This is a genomic window from Microbacterium sp. ABRD28, from assembly GCF_003850245.1.
Taxonomy (GTDB): domain Bacteria; phylum Actinomycetota; class Actinomycetes; order Actinomycetales; family Microbacteriaceae; genus Microbacterium.
This window is the reverse complement of record NZ_CP031015.1, coordinates 80,511-107,188: the sequence shown is the minus strand read 5'-3', so window position 1 is coordinate 107,188 and position 26,678 is coordinate 80,511. Positions and strand designations below refer to the sequence as shown.

Sequence of the window (26,678 nt, the reverse complement as noted above, 5' to 3'; positions counted from 1 at the left end):
CCGAACAAGCCAGGCAGCGTCGCCGCGCCATGCGAGCGACCCCCCTGTGGTGCTCGGGGCTTGTGAGCGTTCTCGCTCTGCTTCTCGTCATTTCCGCGGCAGTCGGCTCGGTGCCCGTCACGCTCCTTCAAGCGGGCCAGATCGTCCTTGGGCATCTGGTTCCCGGCATGCCGTGGATGGTGGATGGCTCGCTGACGCCGCTGCAGGATCAGGCGGTGTGGCAGTTCCGGCTGCCCCGCGCGATGTTGGCTGCCCTGGCGGGAGCCGGGCTCGCGCTGGCGGGAGCGCTGATGCAGGTCACCGTCCGCAACCCGCTTGCTGATCCGTACATCCTGGGCGTGTCATCGGGTGCGAGCGTCGGTGCCGTTTCGGTGATCGTGCTCGGCTCAGCAGCGCTGGGTGGGCTGTCGCTGAACATCGCGGCGTTCGCGGGTGCTCTTGCGACCTGTGTGGCCGTGGCTCTGCTGGCCCGGTCCTCAGGCACGGTGTCACCCACCCGGATGATCCTCGCCGGCGTTGCTCTGGGCACACTCCTGAGCGCCGTGACGAGCTATCTGACGATATCGACGGACGCGCAGAACGTCGTGGGCGTCCTGTTCTTCCTCCTCGGCAGCGTGTCGGCTGCCACCATGAGCAGCCTCCTCGGTCCTGCCATTGCGCTCGTTGTGGCCTGCACCGTCGCGGCCCTGTGGTCGCGGTCGTTGAACGCGCTGATGACCGGAGACGAGTCGGCGATCTCGCTGGGGGTGGACCCGGCGCGCCTGCGCATCCTCCTCCTCGTGGTGGCATCGCTGCTGACTGGAACGATCGTCTCGGTTGCCGGCGGCATCGGGTTCGTCGGCTTGGTTGTTCCTCACATCGCCCGCATCCTCGTCGGGGCCGATCACCGGCGAATGCTCCCGCTCACCGTCATCGGCGGTGCGGTGTTCCTGGTGACCGCCGATCTGCTGGCGCGCACCGTCGCCGCGCCCACGGAGATCCCCCTGGGCATTCTCACCGCATTCGTGGGGGCGCCGTTCTTCCTGTGGCTCATGCGTCGGGACGGCGCCGAGAAGGCGGGCTTCGGTCGATGAGGGTCCGGTTCTCGAACGTCACCGTCTTACGCGGGGGCCGTGCCATCGTGCACGGCGCGACCATCGACATCCCCTCGGGCGCCGTCGCCGGATTCGTCGGACCGAACGGGTCGGGCAAGTCGACATTGCTGCGCACGGTGTATCGCGCTGTCGCCCCCGTCTCGGGCACCGTGGCGGTGGGTGATCGCGACGTGCGGTCGGTCACCGCGCGGCAGGCAGCCAAAGCTGTCGCCGTCATGCTGCAGGAAGCCGTTCTCGACTTCGACCTCACCGTCGAGGAGACCGTCCTGCTCGGACGCGCGCCGCATCGGACCACCTTCGGCAGAGACACCTCGGCGGATCGACGGATCGTCGCGCACGCTCTGCGCAGGGCCGAGATCGAGGACCTGAGCGATCGCATGGTGGCCTCGCTCTCAGGCGGGCAGCGTCAGCGCGTGATGCTCGCGCGGGCGCTGGCGCAGCAGACGCCCGTGTTGATTCTCGACGAACCGAGCAATCACCTCGACATCAGTCACCAGCACGACCTCATGACCACGGTGCGATCGTTGGGTGCCACCGTCATCGTTGCTCTGCACGATCTGAATCTCGCAGCGCGGTACTGCGATCTCGTCGTGGTTCTGGCAGAGGGGAGGGTGATCGCCAGCGGCTCACCTTCCGACGTTCTGACGGTCGACCTCATTCGTTCGACCTTCGGGGTCGACGCCCGCATTCTCAGCGACGGACGCGAGAAGGTGTTCGCGTTCCGCCCGCTCGAGCGCACCGTGACAGGTGTCCTTTCTCACCCGTGATCGCCCACCACCATCAGGAAGCCAGATCTATGCCCACCTACCCACGAGCTCACCGTCGCTCCCCGCTCTTCGCCATCCCGCTCGGACTGTCCGCGCTGCTCCTCGCAGGGTGTGGAGGGGGCGTTGTCGAAGCTGCCGCACCCTCCGCCTCCGGTGACATCGTCACCATCGAGAACTGCGGACGCACATTGACCCTGGACGGGGTGCCCCGAGCCGCCGTGGGCATGCACCCGGCGCAGACCGAGTTGATGCTCCGCCTCGGTCTGGAGGATCTGCTGGTCGGCCAGGCGCAGGCGATGGCACAGAGCCTGCCGTCCGACGTCGCCGCTCAGGCTGAGGACATCCCTGTCATCGGAGGGGTGATGCCGCCCAGTCGTGAGGATCTGCTGTCTGCGCAGCCGGACTTCGTCTTCTCCCCGACGACGTACGAGTTCTCGGCGGACCAGGGTTTCGCGAGCGTCGACCAGCTCACCGAAGCCGGAGCGGAGGTCTATGTCGCATCCGGCGGATGTCAGGACCGCCGCATGACCGGCGAAGTGGCCGACCTCTTCACCGACCTCGAAAACCTGGGGCAGATCTTCGACGTGGAGAGCGAGGCCGCAGCGCTGGCGGCAGAGACGCGCGCCATCCTCGACGACGTTGCCGAGGCAACGGCGTCCGTCGACGAGGTCCGGGTTGCCCAGGTGTACGTGGAGGGTAACGCCATCCAGGCGATCGGCGCCGGTGTCGAGTACGACATCCTCCAGCTGGCGGGTGCCGACAACGTGTATGCGCCCGACCAGGAGCTGTTCTCGGACTTCTTCGCGGCGACGATCAGTCCTGAGTCTCTGGCCGAGGCAGCTCCGGAGGCTCTAGTGATCTCGCCCTATGACGAAGCGAACGAGGCGATGATGCGCGACTACCTCACCCAGACCTTCCCTGATATGCCGGCCGTTCGGGACGGAAGGATCATCGCCATCCCGTCTTCCGACATGTTCCCGGGAACGCTGGGCAACGTCTCGGCGGTTCGCTTTCTCGCGGAGCAGCTGTACCCTGACGCGTTCTGACAGGTCCTGCGCGTCGTGATCCACCGTCGACTTCTCGAGCTTGCGGGCGTAGTCCCCGGCGTGATCGTCGCGCTCTCGGTGATCGGTCTTGCTGTCAGTGCCCTTCATCTCGGTTTCGCGCTCGCCCTGGGGCTGGTGATCGGTGATCTCGTCAACGGTGGAGCCGACCTTCCCCGCCTGCTGACGCTGCTCCTGCTCATCGCAGTGGTGCGAGCGCTTCTGATCTGGGTCCGAGAGACCGTGGCCGCACGGCTGGGTACATCGGTGCGCATCACGCTTCGCGCGCGGCTCCTCGATCGCCTCGTCGACGTGCCGTCCCACGCCCGTGACTCGGGCGCGATCGCGACGACGGTGATCGACGGTGTCGAGGGTCTCGCCCCCTACTTCACGCGATACCTCCCCCAACTGCTCGTCGTCATGGTGGTGCCGCTCGCTGCTGTCGTCGCGGTGTGGCAGCAAGCCCCGGTGCCTGGCATGGTCCTGGCTGCGGCAGCGGCCGTCGCGGTCCTCGCTCCTCGCGCGTGGGACGCGCGATTGCTGCGCAACGGGCGGGGGAGGTGGGCCCGCTTCGCGCGGCTGTCGTCGGATTACGTGGAGGCACTGCAGAACATCCCCCTCCTCCGATCATTCGGCGCCGGACGACGCACGGGCGAGTCGCTGAGGCAGGATGCGGACGGGCTGAGGGATGCCACGATGGTTCAGCTGCGGTTGTCGCTGGCGGAGACCGGAGTGAGCGCACTGGCTCGCCTGGGCGGGACCGTTCTGACGGTGGTGGCGGCAGTCGCAGCCCTTGCCGGGGGCGAGATCGGGGCCACGCAGGCGATCGTGATCCTGATGCTGACGCGCGAGTGTTTCCGCCCGGTGCAGGAGCTCGGCGAGCAGTGGCATGCGGGCTATGTCGGTCTGACTGCGGTCGACGGTCTCGAAGAGCTCCTCACCACACCGCACCGGGCCCGTAGATGCCGGGACGAGGCGGTGGACGCGACCGGTGTCGAGTGCGAGGACGTGTCCTATTACTACCCCGGTGGGCGCCGCGGGGTCGCGGGACTCTCACTGCGGATCGCGCCGGGGGAGTGCCTCGCCGTGATCGGCCCGTCCGGGTCGGGCAAGAGCACGATCGCGCGTCTGCTCGAGCGAGACGTCGACCCCGACGCGGGCACCATCCGGGTCGGCGACGTCGATCTGCGCGCATTGAGCGATCGGGTGCGGGCGGCGACGGTGGCGGTCGTCCCCCAGGATCCCGTTCTGTTCGCGTGGACCATCGCCGACAATCTCCGGCTCTGCCGTCCAGCGGCCAGCGACTCCGAGGTCGAGGCTGCGGCGCGCATCGCTCAGATCCACGACGTCATCCGGGCGTTGCCCGACGGCTATCGAACCATCCTGGACGAGAACGGTGAGCAGCTCTCCGGAGGAGAGAGGCAACGGCTCGCGTTGGCGCGCGCACTGCTGTCGCCTGCCCCGGTCCTCGTTCTCGATGAGGTGACATCCGCGCTCGATCCGGACACAGAGCGCGCCCTCATCGACGCTGTGCACGCAGCCACGGCGCAGCGGACGGTCGTCATCATCGCCCACCGGTCCTCAGCCTGCAGGCACGCAACGCGATGGCTGCTCCTGAGGGACGGCTCGGTCGCGGCATCCGGTGCGGGCTCTCCGGCCTCCGCGGTTTTCGAAGGTGCAGGTGCGTGGTGAGTGGTATCCGGCGACTTCTGCCCCTCATCAGCGCTCGACGAACCCTCTTCATCGAGGCTGTCGCGTGGGGTGCCCTCGCGCATGTGGCGACTCTGCTGGTCGCCATAGGCCTGGCCTGGGCCGTCGGGCAGGCCATCGTCGGCGCTCCGTTCGATCTGACTTCGGCGGCGATCGGCCTGTCGGTGGGGGCGGTGATCGCCGCCGGGGCGCTGTGGCGCGAGTCCTGGACGTCCCATGACCTTGCCTACCGGCTGATCGCTCTCCTGCGTGGGCGCGTGTTCGCCGTTCTGCGCGGGGCGCTTCCCGCGCGATCGGGTCGCCGGCGCACCGGCGATGTGACGACGGCGATCGTCGCCGACATCGAGACCCTCGAGTGGCTGTACGCCCATACTGCGGCGCAGACGGTCGGGGCCACGCTGGTGCTGGTTGTGAGCGTGTCGGTCTCGATCGCGCTCACTCCGCTTCTTCTCCTCGTCTGGGTGCCCCTTCTCGTCGTCGGAGTGGCAACGCCCCTCCTCAGCGCACGGCGCGCGGAACGCGCGGGTGCGCGGTTGACCGCTGGAGCGGCGGCGCTTCGATCGGAGGTCCTCGACACCGTTCGCGGCCTGCGGGAGCTGGCTGGTGCGGGAAGGCTCCCCGCACAGCTGCAGCGACTCGCGGACGACACTCGTGCGCTGGGACGCACGCAGATTTCGGAGGCGTCGCGCCTGGGCGGGGAGCGCGCGATCGCCGATCTCACTCTGGCGTTCGCGGCGATCGGGTCGATCGTCATCGTCGTGCTGTCGAACGGCGCCGTCGCGCCTCAGGATGTTCCCCTCGCCGTCACCATCGCTGTGGCGGGCATCGGCCCTGCCGCACAGATCGCCGACGTTCTGCGCACTGCCGGCACGCTGCGAGCGGCGTCCGCCCGCATCGTCGACGTACTCGACCTTCCGCCCGCCCTCGAGGATGACGCGGGGGATCGGCGACCGCGCGCGACGAATCCGGATGACGCGGGCTTGGTCTTCGACGGGGTGAGCTTTTCGTACTCTCGTGATCGGCCTGTTCTCGATGACGTCACGTTGCGGGTGCGTCCCGGCGAGATCGTGGCGCTGACGGGAAGGTCAGGCGCGGGGAAGACCACGATGGCGCGGATCGCCCTGCGCCTGTGGGATCCGGACGCCGGTTCGGTGCGCATCGACGGGATCGATATCCGGGATCTCCCTGATGATCGGCTTCGGCGCCTCGTGTCGACCGTGCCCCAGTCTTCGCCGCTTCTTCGGGGCACGATCCGTTCCAACATCGTCCTCGGCGATCCTGACGCCGGCATTGACGCGGTCGACCGGGCCGCGAGGTCTGCGGGCATCTTCCGCTCGGAGGCGGGGCTGCCCGATGGGCTGGACACCGTCGTCGGCGAGCATGGGGCGGGGCTCTCTGGCGGGCAGCGTGCCCGGGTCGCCATTGCTCGAGCACTCCTCCGCGATCCTCGCGTGCTCATCCTCGATGAACCGACGGCTTCACTGGACCCGGACGCCGACGCGGCGATCATGGGTTTCCTCAGTCAGGCGAACACGCGCGCCGTCCTGCTCATCGCGCATCGGCCGGCAACGGTCGCCTTCGCGGATCGAATCGTGCGACTCGACGGCTCGTCTCCACGGCAGTGAGCGTCGCCGGAAAAGCATCACCCCACGGCGCTCTCAGTCGTGGAACACCTGAGACGTGACTTCTTCGCGAAGCGCGCCGCCCGCACCCAGGGTCTTCGCCTCGCGAGCGGCCAGATACCCCGCGAGCAACGCGCGGGCGGTCGAGCCGACAGCGGCGTCGTCGGGGAGGAAGTCGCGGGAGTGCAGGCCCTGTCCTGCCGCATCAACTCCGACGAACATCATGATCGACGGCACTGTGGAGCTGTAATAGGCGAAGTCATCCGCGCCGCACGACCGGATCTCCCGAGGGCTCAGCGCTCCGAGGCCCGCGAGCCGGCTGCGCGCCACCTCGGTGAGGGCCGGGGCGTTGAACAGCTCCGGTTCGCCTTCGACGATCGAGACCTCGGCACGGCATCCGTGCGCGGCGGCGACGCCGTCGGCGATCTCGCGCAGCCGGAGATGCAGGAGTGTGCGGGTGGAGGGATGCATGGCGCGCAGTGTGCCGGTCAGCACCGCCTCGTGGGGCACGGCGTTCGCCGCCTGCCCGGCATGGATCGTCCCGACCGTCACGACGGCAGGCGACATCGGGTCGGTGTTGCGGCTGACGATCTGCTGGGCGGCGACGACGAACTGGCTGGCGGTGAGCACCGGGTCTGCGGTCAGATGCGGGTACGCGGCGTGCCCCTCGTTCCCGGTGAACCGCACGGTGAACTCGTCGGCTGCGGCATTGACCACTCCCGGCGTGCAGGAGATCAGTCCCGACTCGAGGAGCGGCTGCACGTGCGCGCCGATGACCGACTGGATGCCGCGGGCACCGAAGGCCTCGCTGTGGACGACGTCGAGCGCCCCGGAGGGGTAGGTCTCCTCACGAGGTTGCAGGAGGACCGTCACCGGCATCGGCTCCTCGGCAGCACGGAGCGCCTGGACGACCGCGACGACCGCGGCCATATGCACGTCGTGCCCGCAGGCGTGCATGGCCCCGTTCGACGACGCCCATGCCACACCCGTGTCTTCACTCAGGGGGAGTGCGTCGAGCTCGGCCCGGAACGCGATCAGTGGACCGTCACCCGGGTAGGTGACGATTGCAGCGTGCCCCGGGATGAGGTCGACCTCGGCGCCCTCGGGAAGCGCCGCGACCATCGCGGCGAGGGTGTCGCCTTCGTCGCCGGCGACACGGGGTTCGGCATGAAGCTGCCGCCGCAGGGTGATCGCGGCGGGAACCTGTTCGTCGACGCTCGCGAACAGCGTCGCCTCGGCCGAGCGGAGGGCCGGGATCACGAGACTCCCTCGAGGCGGTACAGCTGCTCGGCGTTGGTCCGCCCGATCATCTCGCCGACCCGCCGCGCATCGGCGAGGCTCCATTCGTCGTCGTCGACGAATTCGGCCAGCACCTTGGCGGTCGATCGCCGCCAGAGCAGTGCGCCGAGGGCGTGCAGCTCGGCCGGGCCCCAGGCGTCGGAGGAGAACAGGATCTTGCGGAACGGCGCGAGCTCCAGACTCTCCGCGACGACCTCGGGGGCACGCGCCCCGACGTAGTTGACGGCGAGCCCCACGTCGAAGAACACGTGCGGGTACACCTGTGCGAGAAAGCCGCTGTGGCGGTGGAACGGGTACGAGTGAAGGAGCACGATCGGCGTGGGCCGTGTGGGACGGCTGTGCAGGATGCGTTCGAGGAAGCCCTTCAGTAGCAGGGGGTCGGTGCGCCGCAGGTCGAGGTCGGGGTCGCCGTAGCCGGTGTGCAACTGGATCGGCAGACCCAGGTCGACCGCGCTCCACAGCACGAAGCGCAGGAGCACGGGGTCGTCCAGGCGCGCGGTGCCGGCGGCGCGATCCGCGTCGAGCCAGGCGGTCGCGGCGCGCGCGACATCCTCCTCCGAGGGCCGTTCCGGATCGAAGTCGAAGCCGTAGCGGTAGGCCACGATCGACTTCACGCCGACGGCGTGCCGGGTTCTCCGGCTCAGCTCGTGCCGGAAGGCGTCGGCGAAGCCGGCACCCGCGACATCCGTGTCCACCAGCGATTCCGCGATGCTTTCGATGCGCACGATCTCGTCGACCCGTGATCCGGCGAGCTCCGCCAGACGGTCGTTGTCGGCGAGCAGCTCGGCCCGGAAACCGGTGTCGACGAGGTGGCGTCCGACGCCTGAGGAGCGAAGGAGCCGGCGGTTCACGTCATCGGCACCGAGTTCAGTCCGTCGCTCGAGATACTGCGTGCCGTCAGCGTGCGGCGCCAGCCCGAGAACCGGCGCGCACCAGCGGCGGATGGCGAAGCCGATCTGCGAATCGAACTGGTCGGCCGGCGCAGCGGGGGCTTCCGGTGCCTCGGTGATGAGCGCTTCGAACGCGGGGCGCGTGAAATCGCCGATCGTCACGCTGTGCACGTGATGGTCGACGAGGGCCAGGGCATCGAAATACTCCTGGAGCTCGGTGCGGGTGGATTCAGTAGACACGGGCGACTTTCTGGACGATCTGTTCGGGGCTGAGGTTCTGGGTGGCGGCCCGCTCCGCGTCGCGCACGGCGAGGGAGGTCTGCAGCAGCAGCGGCGGAAGCCAGCTCTGCAGTTCGGGGTCGTCGTCGATCGCCTGCCGTGCGGCCTCCGGCGTGGCCGGCAGAGGGCGGATCGGAGATCCGGGCGCAGGCGGCGCCATCAGGACGGGCTCTTCGACGTCGCCGTCCAGGCCGCTGAGACCTGCGCGAACGAGGAGCCCCAGGATGAGCCAGGGATTGCCGGTCGCATCCGCCGCGCGGTACTCGAGGTTGTACTGCAGTGCTTCGGGGGTAGCCGAGAGCTTCGTGGTCGGGCAGATGCGAAGCAGCGCTTCGCGATCCGCCTGCGACAGATATGCCCCGGCCGAGCTCCACTTGTGCTCGCCGAGCCTGAGTCCCGAGGCCGGCGACGGTGCGGTGAAGGCGACCAGCGCCGGCGCGTGGCGCACGATGCCGGCGGCGAACCGGGCCCCGAAGGAGCTCAGGGAACCCTCTCGGGTGGGGTCGTAGAGCAGGGCATCGCCGGCGCGGGTGCGCATCGAGAAGTGGACGTGCACGCCCGACCCGACGCCGTCGACGGTGCGCATCGGCGCGAAACCCGCGCGCAGCCCGTGCTGGGAGGCGAGGTCGCGGACGAGCTGGCGCAGCACGATGGCGCGGTCGGCCGAGCTGATCCCCTCCGCAGGCGAGATGGTGACCTCGAACTGCTCCGCGCCGAACTCGGCGAGCCAGCTGTCGGGGTCAAGGCCCACTGCGGCCAGCAGCCCCAGCAGCTCGCTGCCGAAGGGCTCGGCCGCGCGGTAGCGGTCCAGTCCGAACGGCACGCCTTCGGTGGCGAGTCCCTCGAGCAGGAACTCGTGCTCGAACGCGGCGGTGATGGTGGCGTCGTAGCGCTCCTCCAGTTCGTGGAGGGCGCGAAGGGCGAAGGCGCGGCAGTCGCCGTCCCAGTCGGTTCCGTCGAGGTCGGTCTGCCCGCCGATCATCAGGCGGAGCGGGGGAAGCGAGCCGATGGCCGGGATGTCGTACACCGCAGTCGGGTCGGGCCGAAGCCGCAGGTCTCCGGTGGAGTCGAGCGGGGCGTCGGCGAGGTCTCCGAAACAGGTCAGTGCCAGATTCGCCGGCACCCATCCGGTTCCCGATCGCATCACCGAGGTCTCAGAGGTCAGAGGCACAGAACGTCCGCGTATCTGTGCTGCCAAGTCGCACGTGGCGACGAAGATGGCGGGGGGTGAGGTCATGGACCGAATGTAACAAACTCTTCACTAGACGTGAATAGTCACTATTGCTGAATATTTTGCTTCATCGCCTCTTCGCCGTCGGAGCCCACGCTCCTCGGTGACAGCAGCGCTCCGGCGTCGTCGTAGGCGGCCATGCGCGCGTTCGCCTCGGTGCCGAGCTTGCGGTGCAGGGCTGCGACCACGAGTTCGACGACGCCGGTCGCGGCGACGTAGCTGTCGAACGGGCTCGGGAACTCGATCGCGACCGGGAGGACGACATCGGCCACCTCCGAGATCGGCGACATCCAGGTATCGGTGATCAGAATGATGCGCGCGCCGCGCTGTGCGGCTTCGCGCGCGAATCCGACGATGTCGTCCTGGTAGCGGCGGAAGTCGAAGACCACCAGCACATGCTCTTTGTCGAGGTCGATCAGGGCCGTGGCCGCATCGTCGGGGGTGCGGAGCAGGGCCGCACGCGGGCGCATCTGCTTGAGGTGCAGGTGGAGATACTCCGCGAGCACCCCCGAGAACCGGCCGCCCATGGTTGCGAGGTGGTTCCGCTTGTTGGCGAGCAGATCCACCGCGTCTCGCAGCTCCGACGCCGGGATCGCGCGCATCGTCGCTTCGATGTCGGAGATGAAGTGCGACGCCGCATCGAGGATGTCGTCGGTCTCGCCTGCTTCGCCGGCACGATGCGTGAGGGAGAGCGGTGATGCTTGGCGTGCCTCGATCTCTCGCCGCAGCGTCGCCTGGAATTCCTTGTACCCGGCGAAGCCGAGGCGGGAGGCGAATCGGATGACGGTCGGACCCGAGACGTTCGCGCGTTCGGCGAGGCCGACGGTGGTCTCGAGCCCCGCCGCCGGGTAGTGGGCGAGCAGTGCGCGGGCCACGCGGCGCTCACCGGGCGAGAGGCTGTCCATGGCCTCCCGGACGCGGGTGGCCACCGTCCGCGTCTCGGTGGCGCGCGGTGCGCCCGTGGGGGTGTGATCGCGCACGTGACCTCCCGGACACTCGGCGCCGTGCGGCGGCTCCGCCAGCATAGAGCCGCCGCGTCGCGGCATTACTCAGGATCCTCGAGGATGAGGCGCTGGCCGATGCGCTCGGCGAGCTTCGGCCGCGCCAGCACGATGACGAGCCCGAGAAGGCACCACGCTCCCGCGATCCACGGGAAGTACGAATACGGGGCCTGCTGACCGATGACCTGGATCGCGTAGACGAAGGCGAGGTAGCCCAGTCCCAGCACAGGGAACACGAGCTCCCAGCGACGGATGCGCGAATCGGGGGTGAGAGTGTGCCGGATGACGCCGACCGCCGTCATCCCGTAGGCGACGACCATGCACAGGGTGCCGATGGTGGCGTACCAGTAGTAGACGTCGACGCTCGAGGCGCCCAGGAGGCCGAGTCCGAGCGACATGACGGCGACGAGGGCCACGGTGACGATGACGCTCCGCGTCGGAACGCCGGTCTGGGGGTTCTGCGCGGCGAGGGCGCCCGGGCCGAAGCCGTCGCGGGCGAGGGCGAAGATCAGGCGCGAAGCGGCGGTGACGACACTGAGGAGCGCACCGAAGGCCACGCAGAAGGCGATCACGGCGATCAGCACGGCGAACCAGGGCCCGACGTACGTCGTCGCAAGGGTGGTGAGCGTCGACGAGGCGCCCGCGAAAGCGGCGACGCCGGCCTCGTCGGTGCCGAATCCGATCGTCTGGGCGAACATCACGAAGACGTACACGACTCCCGCCACGATGACGGCGAGGAGGATCGCCTTCGGGATCACGCGCTTGGGGTTCTGCGTCTCTTCGCTGAGCGAGGTGCCTGACTCGAAGCCCGCCCACGACAGGAATCCGAAGACCGAGGCGGTGATGATGGCGCTCGGGGCGGCGGCTCCGGGCAGGAGCACCGAGAGGTCGACGCCGGTCGACACCGGCGCCGCCCCGACCCCGACGCGGATGACGATGATGGCCGCGAGCACGAGCATCACCACGATCCCCACTAGGCCGATGCCGAGGAGTGTGCGCGCCGTGACGGTCGATTCGCGGATGGTGAGAGCCAGCGCCGCCAGGGTGACCGCGGCCATCACGACCAACCACGCCCATCCCGGCAGCTGCCAGCCGATCTCTGCGGCCATCGCTTCGAAGAACACGGCGCAGGCGCCCGCGATGCACGCCGCGAAGAAGATGTAGGTGCCGAGCAGCGCGAAGCCGCCGAAGAAGCCCGCGCGGGGGCCGAGGGTCGACCCGGCGAGTGCGTACACCGAGCCGGCGTGGCTGATGCGGCGGGTCAGGCGGACGAAGCCGTACGCCACCAGCAGGGTCCCGGCGAACGCGACCATGAAGGTGAAGGGCACCTGGGGTCCCACCAGGCCCGCCACTCCGATGCCGTTGAGCGACATCGCCATGACCGGTCCCATGAATCCGACCGAGATCGCCGCGACCTCCCAGGTGCGCAGGGCGCGTTTCGGTCGCATCGCGGCCTGGGTCCGTGCGGCCGCGCGCGATGTCGTCGCATCCGAAGTCGTTGCCATGGCGTGCCCTTCTTCTGTGTTCTCCGTTGAACGTCCGATGACTGAAGTGAACACTACAGGGCAGGGAAAAATCCAGCTCTTCGATGAATTTGCTTCATTCACAGCGTGCGGATGACGCGCGCGACGGCCCTCCGGGTGGGCCGTCGCGGGCTGCTCGTCGGCTGACCTCAGGCCGAAAGCGCGACGTCCTCACCGCGAGCGTGCTCGGCGATGTCATCCAGCGACAGGTGAAGCGCAGCGGCGACGGCGGCCACCGTCTCGAACGACGGGGTGGGGAGGCGCCCCGTCTCGATCTTGCGCAGCGTCTCTCCAGAGATCCCCGCGCACGCGGCCACATCGACGATCGAGCGGTTGCCCCGTGCCTCGCGGAGAAAGGCGCCGACGCGTCGGCCCCGCGCGAGGGTCTCGGGCGTGTGAGGCAGCCGCACCATCATGGCGAGAAGCCTAGCGGTATTATCGGCCCGGTATTCTTATACCGCCCGGCCTGGCCGCACCCCCCGACCCGAAAGCGCCCCATGATCGAAATCCTGAACGCCCACCAACTCGAGCACGCACGTTCCGCAGGCGCGATCGTGGGGGCGACGCTGCAGGAACTGCGCGAACGCGTGACCGTCGGCGTGAACCTCCTCGAGATCGACGAATGGGCGCGGCAGCTCATCGAGAAGGCGGGCGCGCAATCCTGCTACGTCGACTACGCGCCATCCTTCGGCAACGGTCCCTTCGGTCACTACATCTGCACGGCCGTCAACGATGCGGTTCTCCATGGGATGCCGCATGACTACGCCCTGCAGCCCGGAGACCTCCTCACTCTCGACCTCGCCGTGCTGAAAGGCGGCATCGCCGCCGACGCCGCCATCAGTTTCATCGTCGGCGCGGAGAACTTCGACACCCCCGACACCTCCGACGCCCCCGGAAGCCCCGAAGCCGCCGCGCTCATCGCCGTCACCCAGCGCGCGCTCGCCGCCGGCATCGACGTCGCCCGTTCGGGTAATCGCATCGGCGATATCTCCCATGCGATCGGCGCCGTGCTCTCCGATGCCGGGTACCTCGTGAACACCGAGTTCGGCGGCCACGGCATCGGCACCACCATGCACGGCGACCCGCATGTGCCGAACATCGGCCGCCCGGGGCGGGGCTACAAGCTGCGGCCGGGCCTCCTCCTCGCCCTGGAGCCCTGGGTGATGGCAGACACCGACGTTCTGATCACCGATCCCGACGGCTGGACGCTCCGCAGCGCCACCGGATGCCGCACCGCCCACACCGAGCACACCATCGCCATCACCGACGGCGACCCCGAGATCCTCACTCTCGCGCGGTAGCGCTGAGCCCTACGTCACATCCAGCGACGGCTCCGGCCCGGCATCCGACACGACATCCGACACGGCCTCCGTTTCACCGCGCACCGCCGTCACCTCGTCCGCCGGATCCTTCTCCGCTCGGCTGAGCAGCACGAACGGCACGGCGACGGCGCTGATCACCCCGCTCCACAGCATCGACTGTCCATAACCGCCGATGTCGGCGGCGCGCCCGAGCACGGGTTGCCACACGACGCCCCCGCCGGACCCCAGCAGCGAATCGAACGACAGCACCGTGGCTCGCTGCTGCGACGGGATCATGTCGTTGAGGTAGGCGCGGCGCACGGGGTCGTCGATGGCCGAGACGATGCCCCACGCGGCGAGCAGCACGACGGCGACCCAGAAGTTCTGCACGAGTCCGAGGACGACGAGAACGAAGATGCTCCCCACGGTCGCGATGAGGATGACGGTGGTGCGGCGGTGGAACAGCCGCCGCACCCAGGGCGCGAGTGCGCCGCCGACGATTGAGGAGCCGGCGAGGAGGGCGGCGGCCAACCCCGCGATCGAGTACGCCCCTTCGTCGCCCCAGAGTTCGAGCAGGTACGGCTGCAGCGCGTAGAACACGTACATGCCGACGCCGGCGGCGAAGGGGCTGGCGAGCATCAGCCAACGCACCGGTCGGTTGCCGAGTCCATACGTCACCGACGCCCGGAAAACCGTTCGCGTCGCGCGCAGCGGTCCCTCGCTGCGGTCAGGGGTGAAGCCGAGGTCACGCATGAGCAGCGCGGCGACGACGAGCATCACCACGAGGATTCCGCCGCGCACGAGGAACGGCACCCCGAGATCGGTCAGCTGCGCGATCACCCCGCCGAGCACCGATCCCGACAGCATCGCCACCCCGCCGACGATCTGGGCTCGCCCGAATACCGTCTCGAGGCTCCCCGTGTAACGGGTCGCGCGGAGTGCATCGACGAGCCACGCGTCGACGGCCCCTGAGAAGAACGTGAATCCCAGCCCGAGCAGCATCGACACCACGGCCCACGCCCAGAACGGCGACTCCATCACCCAGAGCCACCAGTAGAGCCCCGTGGTGATCGCGAGCGTCAGTGTTCCGAGGAGGTACGACACCCGGCGACCAAGGGTGTCGGCGACGACTCCGGTGGGGATCTCGAAGATCAGCATGCCCGCGGTGAAGAACGCGTTGGCCGCGAACGCCTCCAGGTTGCTCAATCCGGCATCGAGGAGGAACAGCGTGTTGATGCCCCAGATGAAGGAGGCGGCGAGGGTGTTGCCGAGCATGAGCGTGTAGTAGGTGCCCTGCACACGCCGCGGCGTGGGTGTCATGTGCTCAGTGTGCTCCTCCGTGCCGACACCGCGTCAAGAGGCAGGCGCAGTGCGGGACGGAGCGGATCATCCATCCGTCGACGACGACCCCTCCGGGTGGTAGAACCGCACCATGACCACCCCGCCCGCCGACGAAGCTCCGACGCCGTCGAACATTCCTGCACCGCTCGACCCCGGCGCCTTCTCCGGCATCCAGCACCGGGCGGGCTTCCGCGTCGCGATCATGTTCGCGGTGTTCCTCGGGGTCACCCTTGTCGTCAGCGTGGCCGGGGAGTGGGTCTTCGCCCCCGCCGTCGGCTGGATCGCCGCGGCCGCGACCTACATCCTCTGGGTGTGGCTGGGCGTCCTCCGGCTCGGCCCGGCCGAGACCGCCAGTCACGCGACGCGCGAAGATCCCACGCAGCCGGTCGCGCAGACCCTCCTGATCGTGGCGACTCTGGCGAGCATCGGCGCGATCGGATTGCTGCTCGTCGAATCCGGCGCGGTGCTGGGGGCTGCGCGCTTCGGGCTCGCCGCGGCCGCACTCGCCACGGTTGCGGCATCCTGGTGCCTGGTTCAGACCCTCTTCACGCTTCGCTACGCAGGGCTCTATTACCGTCTCGGCGGCGCCGGCATCGACTTCAACCAGTCCGAGCCGCCCGAGTATCGCGATTTCGCCTACGTCGCCTTCACCCTGGGCATGACCTACCAGGTCTCCGATACGAGCATCACCAGCTCGCTCATCCGGCGCCAGGTGCTCCGGCATGCGGTGCTGTCGTTCGTCCTCGGGGTGATCGTCCTCGCGGCCGCGATCAACCTCATCGCGGCGTTGGCCCGATAGGCGTACGGATGACACAGTGGTCGCCCGACCTCGAGGGTGTCGTGACGTTACCGGGCGGTCGGCGCATCCGCGGACGCGGCCTGAGAGACGGCTCGGCGGGTTTCGAGCCTGCACCCGATTTCGGCCTCTATCTCACGGCGCAGTACCACGAGGAGCGCTGGCCGTCACGGTGGATCGCGTGGCCCGACTTCCGCCTGCCGCGCACGCCGTCAGACGCGATCGCCGCGCTTCGCGAGGCCTACGACCGGTCCGCGACGGAGCGGGTCGAGGTCGCGTGCGACGGCGGCACCGGCCGCACCGGCACCGCGCTCGCCCTCCTCGCCAGATTCGACGGTGTGCCCGCCGGCGAGGCGGTGGCGTGGGTTCGGGCCAACTACCGACCCAGAGCAGTCGAGACGCCCTGGCAGCGCCGGTTCGTCCGAAGGGTGCACCTCAGCGCATGAATCCCGCGCCGCGTCCGGTCAGTCGTCGACGACCGAGACCGTGACCTCGATGTTGCCGCGCGTCGCGTTCGAGTACGGGCACACCTGGTGGGCGGCATCGGCGAGCTGCTGTGCAACCTCGCCGTCGACCCCCGGGATGTTCACCTCAAGCAGCACCGCGAGCTGGAACCCGCCGTCGCCGTTCGATCCCAGCGACACGCGCGACCCGACGCTCGAGCCATCGACCTTCACCTTCTGCGTCCGCGCGACGCTCTGCAGCGCGCTGTGGAAGCAGGCCGCGTAGCCGGCGGCGAAGAGCAGTTCGGGGTTCGGCGCGCCCCCGGCGCCCCCGAGCTCTTTCGGCACGCGCACGTCGGTGTCGAGAATGCCGTCGGCGGTGCGCACGTGACCGTCGCGACCTCCGCCGGTGGCGAGTGCTTCTGCGGTGTAAAGGGCGTCCATGAGTGTCCTTTCGTGGGAGATGAAGAGGTGACGGATGCCGCGGCGAAGCGCGTCAGGAGGCGGCGCGCAGTTCGCCCGCGAGCGCCCGCATGTTCGCGGTGATCGCGTTCAGCTGGGCCAGCAGCTCGGGCACGCTGCGCCCACTGTCGACGAAGCCCGGCACGAGGCATCCGGCCGCCGCCACGACATCGGCGTAGACCGATCGCCCCTGGTCGGTGAGGCTCGCCCGCACCACCCGCTCGTCGCTCTCGTCACGCCGGCGGGCGACGAGACCGCGGCTCTCCAGCCGTCTCAGGAGCGGGGAGAGGGTGCCCGAGTCGAGGTGCAGCTCTTCGCCGAGAGCGCTGACGGTGCGCTCGCCGGTGGCGAGCACGACCATCGCGAGGTACTGCGGATACGTCAGCGACCACGGCTTCAACACCTCGCGGTACGCCTGCGTCGTCGCATGCGACGCGGTGTACATCGCGAAGCAGACGAAATCGTCGAGCACGACAGCAGCCATGACAGAAGCATTGCACGCAACTCAATTGCGCGCAACCTAATGGGGTACCGGCCTCGGCCTCTCCCTCCTGCGGAGATCCGCACCCACGAGGATGCTGCCGCGACGACCTCATCCGCGGGAACGCGGATCTCCTCGCGACCGCGACGACGACAGAGTCCCCGGCGCCATAGGGGCACCGGGGACTCTGTCGGCTGGCGGGTCAGACCTCCTGTCGGCCAGCGCGGCGAACACGCCAGGTTCGGAGCCCGGCACCGACGCCGACGACGAGGAGCGCGATCAGCGCCGTCCACAGCAGCGGGGCGCTCTCGAATCCGGTCGTCGCGAGATCGCTATCGCCGGCTCCCGTCGGCTGACCACCCGCGCTCGCACCGTCGCCACCGTTCGTCGGGGCCCCTCCATCGCCGGGCTGGCCCCCGGGCTCACCAGGCTCACCAGGCTCTCCGGGCTCCCCGGGCTCTCCCGGTTCCCCAGGCTCCCCGGGCTCTCCCGGTTCTCCAGGCCCGCCGGGTTCCCCCGGCTCACCGACGACCGTCACGTCGACCGCCTGGGTCACGCCGTTCACCGTCACCGACAGCGTCGCTTCACCAGCGGCGACAGCGGTCACTTCGCCGGTCGCCGGGTTCAGGCGCAGCACTCCCTCGGCGGCGGCCTCGAGCCGGGTAGGCGTGCTGATCAGGTCGGTCACGACATCGATGCCGTCGCCCGCCCAGTCGGCCGACACCGGCCAGGCGACCGGTACCACCCGCCCGCCGTCCTGCTCGAAGGTCGCCGACACCGCAGCGGTCTCGCCGACCTCGAGCACCGTGGGCGCTTCGAGGTCGACCGCCGACACGCGCGGCTTGGTCTCGGCCTGCATCCAGCGCACCCGGTCGACGACCACCTCGGGCGACGCGCCGACGACACCCGCACCTGGGTTCACGCCGAGCATCGTCCAGCCGGTGAAGCCACCGGCATCCGGGGTTCCCGACGGGCCCTTGCCGGCGTTGCCGCCGAGCACACGGCTGACGCCGTCGTAGCTCGTGGCGTCGAAGACGCCGACGTGCCCGTTGACCATCGCCGCCGACTTGCCGGTGTCGGCACGGAACTGCGTGAGAGTCTCGACGAACTGCGCAGCCTCGTAGCGGTCGGCGAGCTGGCTCGCCTTGGACGGCAGCGGGTCGTCGGCGGGATGGTGCGAGAACACCAGCACCCCGGTGACCGATGAGTCGGATGCCGCGTCGGCGAGCTGCTCGTCGAGGAACCGCAGCTGCTCCAGGCCCGAGGCTCGGAACGACCCCGCCGCGCTGTTCAGGGTGATCATGCGCGTGCCGCCGAGGTCGATCGAGCGATACGGGTCGCCGAAGGCGTCGATGAAGTTCGAGATCGCCCCGCCCATGATCTCGTGGTTGCCCGGCACGTAGACGTAGGGGATCCGGTCGCCGATCTCCTCCTCCAGGATCCGGGCGGCGAGCTCGAAGTCGGCGACGGACGCCTCATCGACCAGGTCGCCGTTGATGACCAGGTAGTCGGGATCTGCCGCGACGATCTCGCGGAACGTCTCTCGCGCGGCCTGCACCAGCTCGCTGTCGGGGTTTCGGGCGACGAACTGGGCGTCGCTCATCACGGCGATGCGCTGCGCTCGGTCGTCGACCGTGCCGTCGGTGACGATCACCGGATCGAAGACGCGGGGCGCGACCGGCTGCTCCACATCGGGCGCCACGACCGACTCGAGAGAGGCGATCGTCACCTCGCCCTGATAGCTCGCGGTGGGGCGTGTCTCCATCATCCGCACCCGCTGGAACGTGAGCGGGTACGCCGTCCCGGCCGGCACGGTGAATCGGGCCTGCTGCCATCCGGTCCAGTCGACCATCGGGCCATCCAGGTTGATGGTGGTTCCGGCGCCGGTCTTCAGCTGCAGGCGGGGCCATGCGCCCGAGCCGTCACCGTGCATCCACATCGTCAGCGCCTGGGGCTGGCCCTCGAGCACGCGTCCGCCGGTGGCGGCTTCTCCCGGCACGATCGCGTAGTACCCGCGGGTGCCGGTGGAGGTGGTGAAGTCGTACGACAGCGTCAGCGCGGGCTGCCCCTCCGGGCCGGTGGCGGGGGTCAGTGTTCCGGTGGCACGCGCGACGCCGGCGGTCCACTCGGCGGCGTCGGCGAAGTCGGCGACGGGGAGGGTGTCGTACCCGATCGTCACGGCGACGTCGACGCTTCGGCCACCGGCGGTGAAGGTCACCGTCGCCGAACCGCTGTCGACCACCGGCGAGACGGTGAACTCTCCGAGTCCGGTGGGCTCGACGGCGACATCCTCACCGTTCTCGACACGGACATCGCGCGCCTCGATCGGGGCGCTGAAGCCATCGGCGTCAAGGCCGGTGAGGCGCACGGTCGCGGTCTGCCCGGGCTCGGACAGCGCGATCACCGTCGCGCTCGGACGGATCCGCTCGAGGTCTCCGAGCACCCGCACCTGGGTCGTGGCGCTCTTGCCCTCGGCCGCGAAGGCGACGGTGGCCGTTCCGGGAGTGACGCCCTCCACCACGACAGACGCGTCACTGTCCGCAATGAGCGAGACCGCGTCATCCGTCGTCTGGAACGAACCCGCGACCTCGATGCCTCCGAGGTTGTCGTCGAGACCCGTGCCGGCGAGCGTGCGGTGCAGCCCCGGGAAGACCGCGTCGGCGTCGGTGGCGTCGAGCGCAGGTGCGACCTGCACGTCGGAGACGACCCCGGCCGGTGCGGAGGAGAAGAACGCGAGGCTGTTGGCGACGACGCGCTCGGTGCCGTCGGACGGACGGTTGTGGAGGGATGCTTCGCTCTCACCCGGCTCACGGACGGCGAGCATGGTCGAGCCGCCGCCGTCGAGGTTCACGGCGTTGTGCACGCCGAGGTCGAGCATGAGGTCGCCGAGCTCCTGCAGCGTCATGCCGCGGCTGTCGCCCGTCCGCCCGTCGATGGTGACGACGGTGATCTCGGTGCCGTCACGGCTCACGCCGATGGCGGTGCGCGCGGCCTCGACCTGTTCGGCGTCGGTCTGCACGCCGTCGATGATGAGGCGCTGCGCGCCGCTCACGGCGAGATCGACGTCTGCGGATGTCGCGACGGCGACGTCGACGGCGTCGCCGACCTCGAGTGCGGCCAGGGTGGCAGCGCCGGCTTCGCGCCCGATGAGCACGCCGGTGCCGTCGGCGATCGCGGTCTCGCCGGTGACGGATGCGGGGTCGGTGCTCACCTCGGTGACCACCCCGTCCTGCACGGTGACGGTAGCCATCGGTGAGGCGAGCGCGGCGGGCGCGCCCAGAGCGCGGGCGAGCGGGTGCGTGCCCCACGCCGCGGTGTACCACCCGATGCCGTTCGCGCCGATGGCCGGGCTGTTGACGCCCGAGACACGGTGGGAGGTGCCGTCGATCGTCACCGTCGCCGCAGAGGCCAGCGCCTGCACGGCCGCGAGCCCGTCGCTCATCGTGAACGCCGGGCGCTCATCGGGGGCGGCCGAGCGCACGCCCTGGGTGGGCGACACGTTGGTGCCGACGGGCGCGGTGGAGTTGTTCATGTCGAAGTAGTCGCCGTTGATCGCAGCGATCGCGCCGGTGCCGGCGATCTGCTCGCTGAGCGTCGCACCTCCCGAGACCGTGCCGGCGTCGAGGACGTCGAGCGAGAGAGTGGGTGTGGTGAGATCAGCGCGCATGACGTGACCGGTGACCCACCCGGCCGGCTGCAGTCGGCGGAAGTCGGTGAGCTCGAGCCCGGGGGCGAGCGTCTGCGAGTCGGCGGAGAGAAGGGTGGAGTCTCCGCCGGCGAGGTCGAGGCCGCCCGTATCGGGTGCGGCGACCGCCGGCATCGGAGCGAGTGTCCCGACTCCCACCGTCGTCGTGGTGACCACGGCGACGAGCAGCGCGGCAGCGAGGCGTCGCCGCGGGGGAGGGGAGGAGGACAGACGTGTTGCGCGCGCAGGCAAGCGAAGCACCTTCCGGTTCGAAGTGAGGGGAGGTCGCGCCCACTCGTTCACGGGGCCGACCCGGCGACCCTACGGAGGCGGCCGCGTCGTGACATGAGGGGGCGGTGTCGACGAGATGGACTCGGCGTGAACGAACGGTGTTCCCGCGCGCGCCGAACACACCGCCGCCCCGAACGCATATTCATGCAAAGGAATAGATCGATCCGTGGGCGGTTGTCCCTGAGGTAACGACGCACAGATGAGGCATCCGGTCACCCGCTCACAACGCGAACGGCCGGATGTCTCGAGACGAAAGACGAGAGACATGACTGAACGATTCACCGACCGCACCGTCCTCATCACCGGAGCCGGCTCCGGCCTCGGCCGCGCGACCGCGGTCCGACTGGCTTCGGAGGGTGCGAACCTCTCGCTCGTCGACGTCTCGAAGGACGGGCTGGATGCCACGGTGCAGGCCGTTCGCGATGTCGCCCCCGACGCCACGCTCGTCACCGTCACCGCCGATGTCTCGAGCGAAGACGACACTCAGCGCTACGTCGACGAGACCCTCACGGCCTTCGGCCGCATCGACGGCTTCTTCAACAACGCCGGCATCGAGGGCACGCAGAACCTCACCGAAGACTTCTCGGTCGCCGAGTTCGACCGGGTCGTCTCGATCAACCTGCGCGGCGTCTTCTTGGGCCTCGAGAAGGTGCTGAAGGTCATGCGCGAGCAGGGGAGCGGCGCCGTGGTGAACACCGCGAGCGTCGGTGGCATCCGCGGTGTGGGGCGCCAGTCGGGTTATGCCGCCGCCAAGCACGGCGTGGTCGGGCTCACCCGCAACTCGGGCGTCGAGTACGGCGAGTTCGGCGTGCGCATCAACGCCGTTGCTCCCGGAGCGATCTGGACCCCGATGGTCGAGAACTCCATGAAGCAGATCGACGCTGAGAACCCGCGCCAGGCGGCCGAGCAGTTCATCCAGGCCAACCCCACCAAGCGTTACGGTGAGGCCCCCGAGATCGCGTCGGTCGTCGCGTTCCTTCTGTCCGACGACTCGTCGTACGTCAACGCCGCCGTCATCCCGATCGACGGCGGCCAGTCGGCCAAGTACTGATTCGCGGTCGAGCCCGGATCAATCTCCGGGAGGGTGCGCCGGCAGCGTCATGCACGCGATGTCCGGCACCATCCGACCGCCGTTGACGACCGACCCGCCCCCCTCGTGTTCCGAGATTCGGACACGAGGGGGGCGGGTCGCCCTTCGGCGCTCAGGTTCTCCCGCAGAGGTCACCCACCGCACAGCACGCTTAGAGCGCGCAGCGCGCTTCCTCATCGGGCAGCTCGAGGTCGACCAGGTAGTCGGCGACGGCCGCGTCGACGCACGGGTTGCGGGAGATGATCGTTCCGTGCTGGTTGCCGTCGACGGTGAGCAGCCGTGCGCCGAGAGTCTCAGCCAGGCTGATGCCGCCTTCGTGCGGGGTGACGGGGTCTCCCGTGGCCGAGATCACGAGCACCTCGGGCAGCCCGTCGATATCGGTGGCGTAGGGGAAGCCGAGTGTCGGTTCGGCGGGCCAGAACTCGCACCCGTCCTGCGTCACCGGAGGGATTCCGGGGTCGAGGAACGGCGCGACCTCGTTGAGGTCTTCGCCGACTGCGGTCATCTCTTCGGCGGTCAGGCGTTCTTCGTCGAGGCAGTTGATCGCGAAGGTCGCTTCGAACGCATCCGCGTACTCGCCGGTGTCGGATCGGCCGTAGTACCCGTCTCGCAGAGCGAGAAGCGCGTCCGGCTGTCCTGCTCGCAGCCCGGTCAGTCCGGCGATGATCGCGGGCCAGGTGGCCTCGGAGTACAGGCCCGAGACGATTCCTTCCCCGGCGGCGAGGAAACCGACCTCACGGCCGTCCGCGGCGATGAGCGGCTCGTTCACCAGCGGTCGGAGGAGGTCCTGCGCGACGGCCGTCGCCTGTGCGGGGTCGGACCCGAGCGGGCAGTCTGCCTGCGTCGCGCAGAAGTCGGCGAAGCGCTGGAAGGACGCCTGAATACCCGCGGTGGCCTGGATTCTTCGTTCGGTGGTGTCCATGAGGGGGTCCACTGCGCCGTCGAGGACGAGGGCGCGGACGTTCTGCGGGAACATCTCGGCGTACACCGCTCCCAGTCGGGTGCCATAGCTCGTGCCGGCGAAGGTGAGCTGGTCGTCACCGAGTGCGGAGCGGAGAACGTCCATGTCGCGCACGGCGTCGCGCGTTCCGAGATGGGCGAGGATCTCTTCACTGCCCGAGCCCTCCGCGCACTTGTCCACGATGTCGCGCGCGGATTCCTCCGTCCACTCTCCGAACGCTGACAGGGGTGCATCCGCATCTCGTTCGTCGTCGGTGTAGCAGTCGATCGCCGGGCGGCTCAGACCCACTCCACGCGGGTCGAATCCGACGATGTCGAAGCGCTCGGTGACGGGGCCGCCGGCCCAGAGGGCGGCGACGAGTGGGCTGAACGTGGTCGATGGGATGCCGGGGCCGCCGGGGTTCACGACGACCGACCCGATTCGGGCGTCGGCGTCGCCGGTGGCGGCGTTGCGGGTCACAGCGAGCTCGATGGTTTCGCCGTCGAGGTCGTCGTAGTCCATCGGCACGGTGAGCATGGCGCACTCTGCGTCTTCCGCCACGGCGACGAGTTCGGGAACAGGCGGCTGGGCGCTCACGATCGACGCGTCGCACGCCCCGAAATCAAGCTCCTGCTCCATGAACTGCTCGAGCCCGGTGGCGGTCGCGTCTTCGCCTGCGTTCGGTGTCGCGCTGGTGCATCCGGCGAGCACCAGGAGGGATGCCGCGGCGGCCAGCGCCCACGCAGGCTTCGCCCACCGCCTTCGTTCGTCGTCCTTCCGTCGGCTGTGCATCGGGGTGTCGCGCATGGCGTCTTCCTCTCGGGAGTTCGGCGGGATCTGGCGCCCGGACTAGTACAGCGTGATAGTCCGGGAGTGCGTTACGCTAGCACACTGTGATAGAAGGTGTGTCGCGCGGAAGGCAGGCCATGGAGAAGAACGCCGAGCAGCCGGGCACACGCGCCAAGATCCTGATCGCCGCGGCAACGATGCTGGGAGAGGATCCGACGACGCGTTTGAGTGTTCGAGCGGTCGCCGCGCGCGCGGGGGTCAGTACAGGGTCGTTGCGCCACTTCTTCCCGACGCAACGTGAACTCATCGACACCGTCGTCGCCGCGATGTACGACCTCGAGATTCCCGACGATCCGATCAACGATCACACCCTCGCCCCCGCAGAGCGTCTGATCGCGTGCCTGCAGCTTCTCCTCGCGCAGGGAGGGGTTGGTGAGCGTGCGCGAGAGCAGTGGAAATCTCTGTTCGAGGCCTACGTGGCATCCCCGCCGTCCGAGGACGAGGCCGCCACCTACATCGCGCTTGAGCGGATCGGCCTGGACCGCATCGAACAGTGGCTGGAGACCCTGATCGCTCAGGGCGCGTGCCCGCCAGGGCACGTCGAGCAGCGGGCGCGGTTCCTTGCCACCGTGCTCTCCGGCCTCTCGACAGAACGCGCCTTTCCCTCCTCGACCGTACGCGTCGACGTCGAAGCCGAAACGCTGCGCATCGCTGTCCGTGCCGTCATGACGGAGTGGGCAGCGGCATGACTCTCCCGTGCGCTCCCACCCGGCGGACTGCCCCGCGGGTTCGACCCCGTGCCAACCGGTCACAAGCGGCTGGTCGAGCGTTTCCGGCCCGGCGTGCGCGTTCGTCTTGCCTGGTTCGTCGGCTGGCCGGTCAAGGACCCACCGGCGCGTGACGTCTTCATCATCGCCGCACGTCTGATGCGTCCCTCAGAAGGGTGCGACCGCGAGTCCGCCGTCGTCGGTGGGGACGAAGGCGACGCGTGAGGGTGGGTGGCTGTCGTAGTTCTTCCCTCCAGGGCTGGTGAATTTCAGCACCCCGCCGGGGAGTTGTTCGACGTGCCAGTTCGTGGCGTGTTTCAACGTGTGGTGTCTGGCGCATTCGTTGCAAAGATTGTCGTTGGACGTCGGTCCACCGAGCGCGAAGTCTTTCGAGTGGTCTTTGTCGCAGAGTTTCGCGGGTCTGCGGCATCCGGGTGTTCGGCAGGTGACGTCTCGGGCGTTGAGGAACCGGGTTTGGGCTGGATGAGGGGTGTACCTGTCCACCGCGGTGACGACCCCGGTGATCGGGTCGGTCATCACCCGGTCCCACACCCTCGCGGTTCCCGCCATCCGTCTGGCGGTCTCGGGGTCGACCGGGGTGACTCCGTTCAACTCCGCCCCCGACGCGGTGACGCCGGTGAGGGTGGTGATCGGGAGGGTGACCTGCACCTCGGCGGTGATCGCCCCGAGCCCACCCTTCGCCCCGTCGGTGGGGTCGATCACCGGGGACGCGGCGAGGAGCATGTCCAGGGCGAGGTCGCAGCGGATCTCATCCAACGACCGGTCGTCGAACCACGGCTCCGCGGTGTCTCCGCTGACGTTCCCGTTGTCGTCCGTCCCGGTCTCGCCGAGCGTGAACCCCGCACCCGACCCCGGCCCCGACCGGGGCCCCGTGCCGCCGCTCCCGCCGTTCGCTTCAGCTTCGGCCCGTGCGGCGGCGTGCGCGCGCCGCTTCGCGCGGTCGACGTCCTTGATCGTGGTGCCCTGCCCGGTGAGCCGGTTGTACGCACCGTGGATGTAGACGTTCGTGCCGAGGATTGTCAGGGTCGACAGGGTGTCGTCGAGGTCGGTGACCCACACGCGTCGTTCCCGCACAGCCCGGTCATGTCGTTCCTGCAACGGCCGCGGGTCGAGGACCGCGGCGCGCTGGATGGCGTACTTCTTCGTCCGCGGCACCGTCTGCCGTTCGGCTTCCACGAGGACGATCCGCTCGAACGCCGCCCGGTCGGTGGCATCCTCGATCACCCGGCCGGCGTCTTGGATCACCTGCGCATGCGCCCGACTGACTCGCCCCTCCACCAGCGCCGCCATCGTCTGCGGGAACAGCTCGATCAGCTCGTGGGCGTCGTGCATCTGGGTCTGCATCGACCGGTCATTCACCCGCACCGCCATCCCGAGTTCCAGCGCCATCGACCGCAACGGCATGTCCCGCTCCCGCGACGACACCGACCCCACCCGCGACCGCTGCTCCAGCGTCAACGCATACGCATACGCATCCGCCAGCAGCCGGGTCTCCTTCGCCTCCAGCGCCGCCCGACGCCTCCGCAGCTTCGCCAGCTCATCCGTGAACACCCCGGCGCGCTTGTCCTCCGCCCGCCGCCGCTTCTCGTCCGCGTCCACTGGAAACCCCGTCTCGATGACCTACCGGAATCATCGCAGAGGGTTCCGACATTGACTCCGTCCACGCCTCCCGAAATTCGATCAAACGAACGAACCGGGGTCTCCACGCGACCGGACGTCGCGATCCTTCCTCGGATGTCGCGGCGGCATGCCCGCGCAACGGTCACCCGTCGACTGCTGTCGGTTGCCGCTGGCCGCGAACGTTCGTGCGCA

The 26,678-nt window shown here is 69.1% G+C and carries 22 protein-coding genes; 10 read left to right on the top strand and 12 right to left on the bottom strand.

All coding sequences use genetic code 11. The annotated features are described in order from the left end of the window. Positions 1-29: 29 nt before the first annotated feature. From DT073_RS00475 to DT073_RS00455, 5 genes are read left to right on the top strand one after another with little or no spacing between them, the layout of a single operon-like run. Positions 30-1,073, top strand: coding sequence for a FecCD family ABC transporter permease (locus DT073_RS00475; RefSeq protein WP_240638659.1), 1,044 nt, complete (start codon positions 30-32; stop codon positions 1,071-1,073). A gap of 47 nt (positions 1,074-1,120) precedes the next feature. Then, entirely contained in the window at positions 1,121-1,861 is a 741-nt protein-coding gene (locus tag DT073_RS00470) for an ABC transporter ATP-binding protein (protein ID WP_240638658.1), read from the top strand. Positions 1,862-1,890: 29 nt separating this feature from the next. Further along, on the top strand, positions 1,891-2,907 hold the full coding sequence (locus tag DT073_RS00465) for an ABC transporter substrate-binding protein (RefSeq protein WP_124291619.1): 1,017 nt from the start codon (positions 1,891-1,893) through the stop codon (positions 2,905-2,907). Between the two features lie 15 nt (positions 2,908-2,922). Further along, the gene (locus tag DT073_RS00460) at positions 2,923-4,596 is read left to right on the top strand and encodes an ABC transporter ATP-binding protein/permease (RefSeq protein WP_124291618.1); all 1,674 of its coding nucleotides are present in this window, start codon (positions 2,923-2,925) and stop codon (positions 4,594-4,596) included. Then, positions 4,590-6,239 (top strand): ABC transporter ATP-binding protein, encoded by a 1,650-nt coding sequence (locus DT073_RS00455; protein ID WP_205782967.1) that lies wholly within the window; start codon positions 4,590-4,592, stop codon positions 6,237-6,239. The genes DT073_RS00460 and DT073_RS00455 overlap by 7 nt, the downstream gene beginning before the upstream one ends. Positions 6,240-6,272: 33 nt before the next feature. Here DT073_RS00455 and DT073_RS00450 read toward each other — a convergent pair whose 3' ends face one another. The 6 genes from DT073_RS00450 to DT073_RS00425 all read right to left on the bottom strand — a co-directional run bounded on the left by DT073_RS00450 (position 6,273) and on the right by DT073_RS00425 (position 12,875). Next, on the bottom strand, positions 6,273-7,496 hold the full coding sequence (locus tag DT073_RS00450) for a M20 metallopeptidase family protein (RefSeq protein WP_240638657.1): 1,224 nt from the start codon (positions 7,494-7,496) through the stop codon (positions 6,273-6,275). Then, complete coding sequence (locus DT073_RS00445; protein ID WP_124291616.1) at positions 7,493-8,665, bottom strand: amidohydrolase family protein; 1,173 nt, start codon at positions 8,663-8,665, stop codon at positions 7,493-7,495. Before DT073_RS00445 ends, DT073_RS00450 begins: the two co-directional genes overlap by 4 nt. Beyond that, entirely contained in the window at positions 8,655-9,941 is a 1,287-nt protein-coding gene (locus tag DT073_RS00440) for a type I glutamate--ammonia ligase (RefSeq protein ID WP_124291615.1), read from the bottom strand. The genes DT073_RS00445 and DT073_RS00440 overlap by 11 nt, the downstream gene beginning before the upstream one ends. A gap of 41 nt (positions 9,942-9,982) precedes the next feature. Then, positions 9,983-10,915, bottom strand: a complete 933-nt coding sequence (locus DT073_RS00435) for a MurR/RpiR family transcriptional regulator (RefSeq protein WP_205782965.1) — start codon at positions 10,913-10,915, stop codon at positions 9,983-9,985. A 65-nt stretch (positions 10,916-10,980) separates the two neighbouring features. After that, positions 10,981-12,441, bottom strand: a complete 1,461-nt coding sequence (locus DT073_RS00430; protein WP_240638656.1) for an APC family permease — start codon at positions 12,439-12,441, stop codon at positions 10,981-10,983. Positions 12,442-12,608: 167 nt separating this feature from the next. Next, on the bottom strand, positions 12,609-12,875 hold the full coding sequence (locus DT073_RS00425; RefSeq protein ID WP_502697157.1) for a helix-turn-helix domain-containing protein: 267 nt from the start codon (positions 12,873-12,875) through the stop codon (positions 12,609-12,611). An 81-nt stretch (positions 12,876-12,956) separates the two neighbouring features. Here DT073_RS00425 and map point away from each other — a divergent pair, with 81 nt between their 5' ends. Further along, a complete protein-coding gene (gene map / locus DT073_RS00420) occupies positions 12,957-13,760 on the top strand; it encodes a type I methionyl aminopeptidase (RefSeq protein WP_124291613.1) in 804 nt (267 codons plus the stop codon). A gap of 9 nt (positions 13,761-13,769) precedes the next feature. On the opposite strand, the gene DT073_RS00415 is transcribed toward map, so the two are convergent. Then, the gene (locus DT073_RS00415) at positions 13,770-15,080 is read right to left on the bottom strand and encodes an MFS transporter (protein ID WP_124291612.1); all 1,311 of its coding nucleotides are present in this window, start codon (positions 15,078-15,080) and stop codon (positions 13,770-13,772) included. A gap of 112 nt (positions 15,081-15,192) precedes the next feature. On the opposite strand from DT073_RS00415, the gene DT073_RS00410 reads away from it, so the two are divergent. After that, positions 15,193-15,900: a DUF1345 domain-containing protein gene (locus DT073_RS00410; protein ID WP_240638655.1), complete on the top strand. Its 708-nt coding sequence runs from the start codon at positions 15,193-15,195 to the stop codon at positions 15,898-15,900. 8 nt (positions 15,901-15,908) lie between these two features. Continuing rightward, on the top strand, positions 15,909-16,343 hold the full coding sequence (locus tag DT073_RS00405; RefSeq protein ID WP_124291611.1) for a protein-tyrosine phosphatase family protein: 435 nt from the start codon (positions 15,909-15,911) through the stop codon (positions 16,341-16,343). An 18-nt stretch (positions 16,344-16,361) separates the two neighbouring features. Here DT073_RS00405 and DT073_RS00400 read toward each other — a convergent pair whose 3' ends face one another. The 3 genes from DT073_RS00400 to DT073_RS00390 form a co-directional block, all read right to left on the bottom strand. Then, positions 16,362-16,784 (bottom strand): organic hydroperoxide resistance protein, encoded by a 423-nt coding sequence (locus DT073_RS00400; protein ID WP_124291610.1) that lies wholly within the window; start codon positions 16,782-16,784, stop codon positions 16,362-16,364. Between the two features lie 52 nt (positions 16,785-16,836). Then, on the bottom strand, positions 16,837-17,286 hold the full coding sequence (locus DT073_RS00395) for a MarR family winged helix-turn-helix transcriptional regulator (RefSeq protein ID WP_124291609.1): 450 nt from the start codon (positions 17,284-17,286) through the stop codon (positions 16,837-16,839). Positions 17,287-17,485: 199 nt separating this feature from the next. Next, the gene (locus DT073_RS00390) at positions 17,486-21,220 is read right to left on the bottom strand and encodes a phosphodiester glycosidase family protein (protein WP_124291608.1); all 3,735 of its coding nucleotides are present in this window, start codon (positions 21,218-21,220) and stop codon (positions 17,486-17,488) included. Between the two features lie 304 nt (positions 21,221-21,524). On the opposite strand from DT073_RS00390, the gene DT073_RS00385 reads away from it, so the two are divergent. Beyond that, positions 21,525-22,310: an SDR family oxidoreductase gene (locus DT073_RS00385; RefSeq protein WP_124291607.1), complete on the top strand. Its 786-nt coding sequence runs from the start codon at positions 21,525-21,527 to the stop codon at positions 22,308-22,310. 190 nt (positions 22,311-22,500) lie between these two features. On the opposite strand, the gene DT073_RS00380 is transcribed toward DT073_RS00385, so the two are convergent. Beyond that, a complete protein-coding gene (locus tag DT073_RS00380) occupies positions 22,501-24,096 on the bottom strand; it encodes an alpha/beta hydrolase (protein ID WP_205782964.1) in 1,596 nt (531 codons plus the stop codon). 119 nt (positions 24,097-24,215) lie between these two features. Here DT073_RS00380 and DT073_RS00375 point away from each other — a divergent pair, with 119 nt between their 5' ends. Next, positions 24,216-24,827: a TetR/AcrR family transcriptional regulator gene (locus tag DT073_RS00375; RefSeq protein WP_124291606.1), complete on the top strand. Its 612-nt coding sequence runs from the start codon at positions 24,216-24,218 to the stop codon at positions 24,825-24,827. A gap of 186 nt (positions 24,828-25,013) precedes the next feature. Here DT073_RS00375 and DT073_RS00370 read toward each other — a convergent pair whose 3' ends face one another. Further along, positions 25,014-26,465 (bottom strand): HNH endonuclease signature motif containing protein, encoded by a 1,452-nt coding sequence (locus DT073_RS00370; RefSeq protein ID WP_124291605.1) that lies wholly within the window; start codon positions 26,463-26,465, stop codon positions 25,014-25,016. Positions 26,466-26,678: the final 213 nt, after the last annotated feature.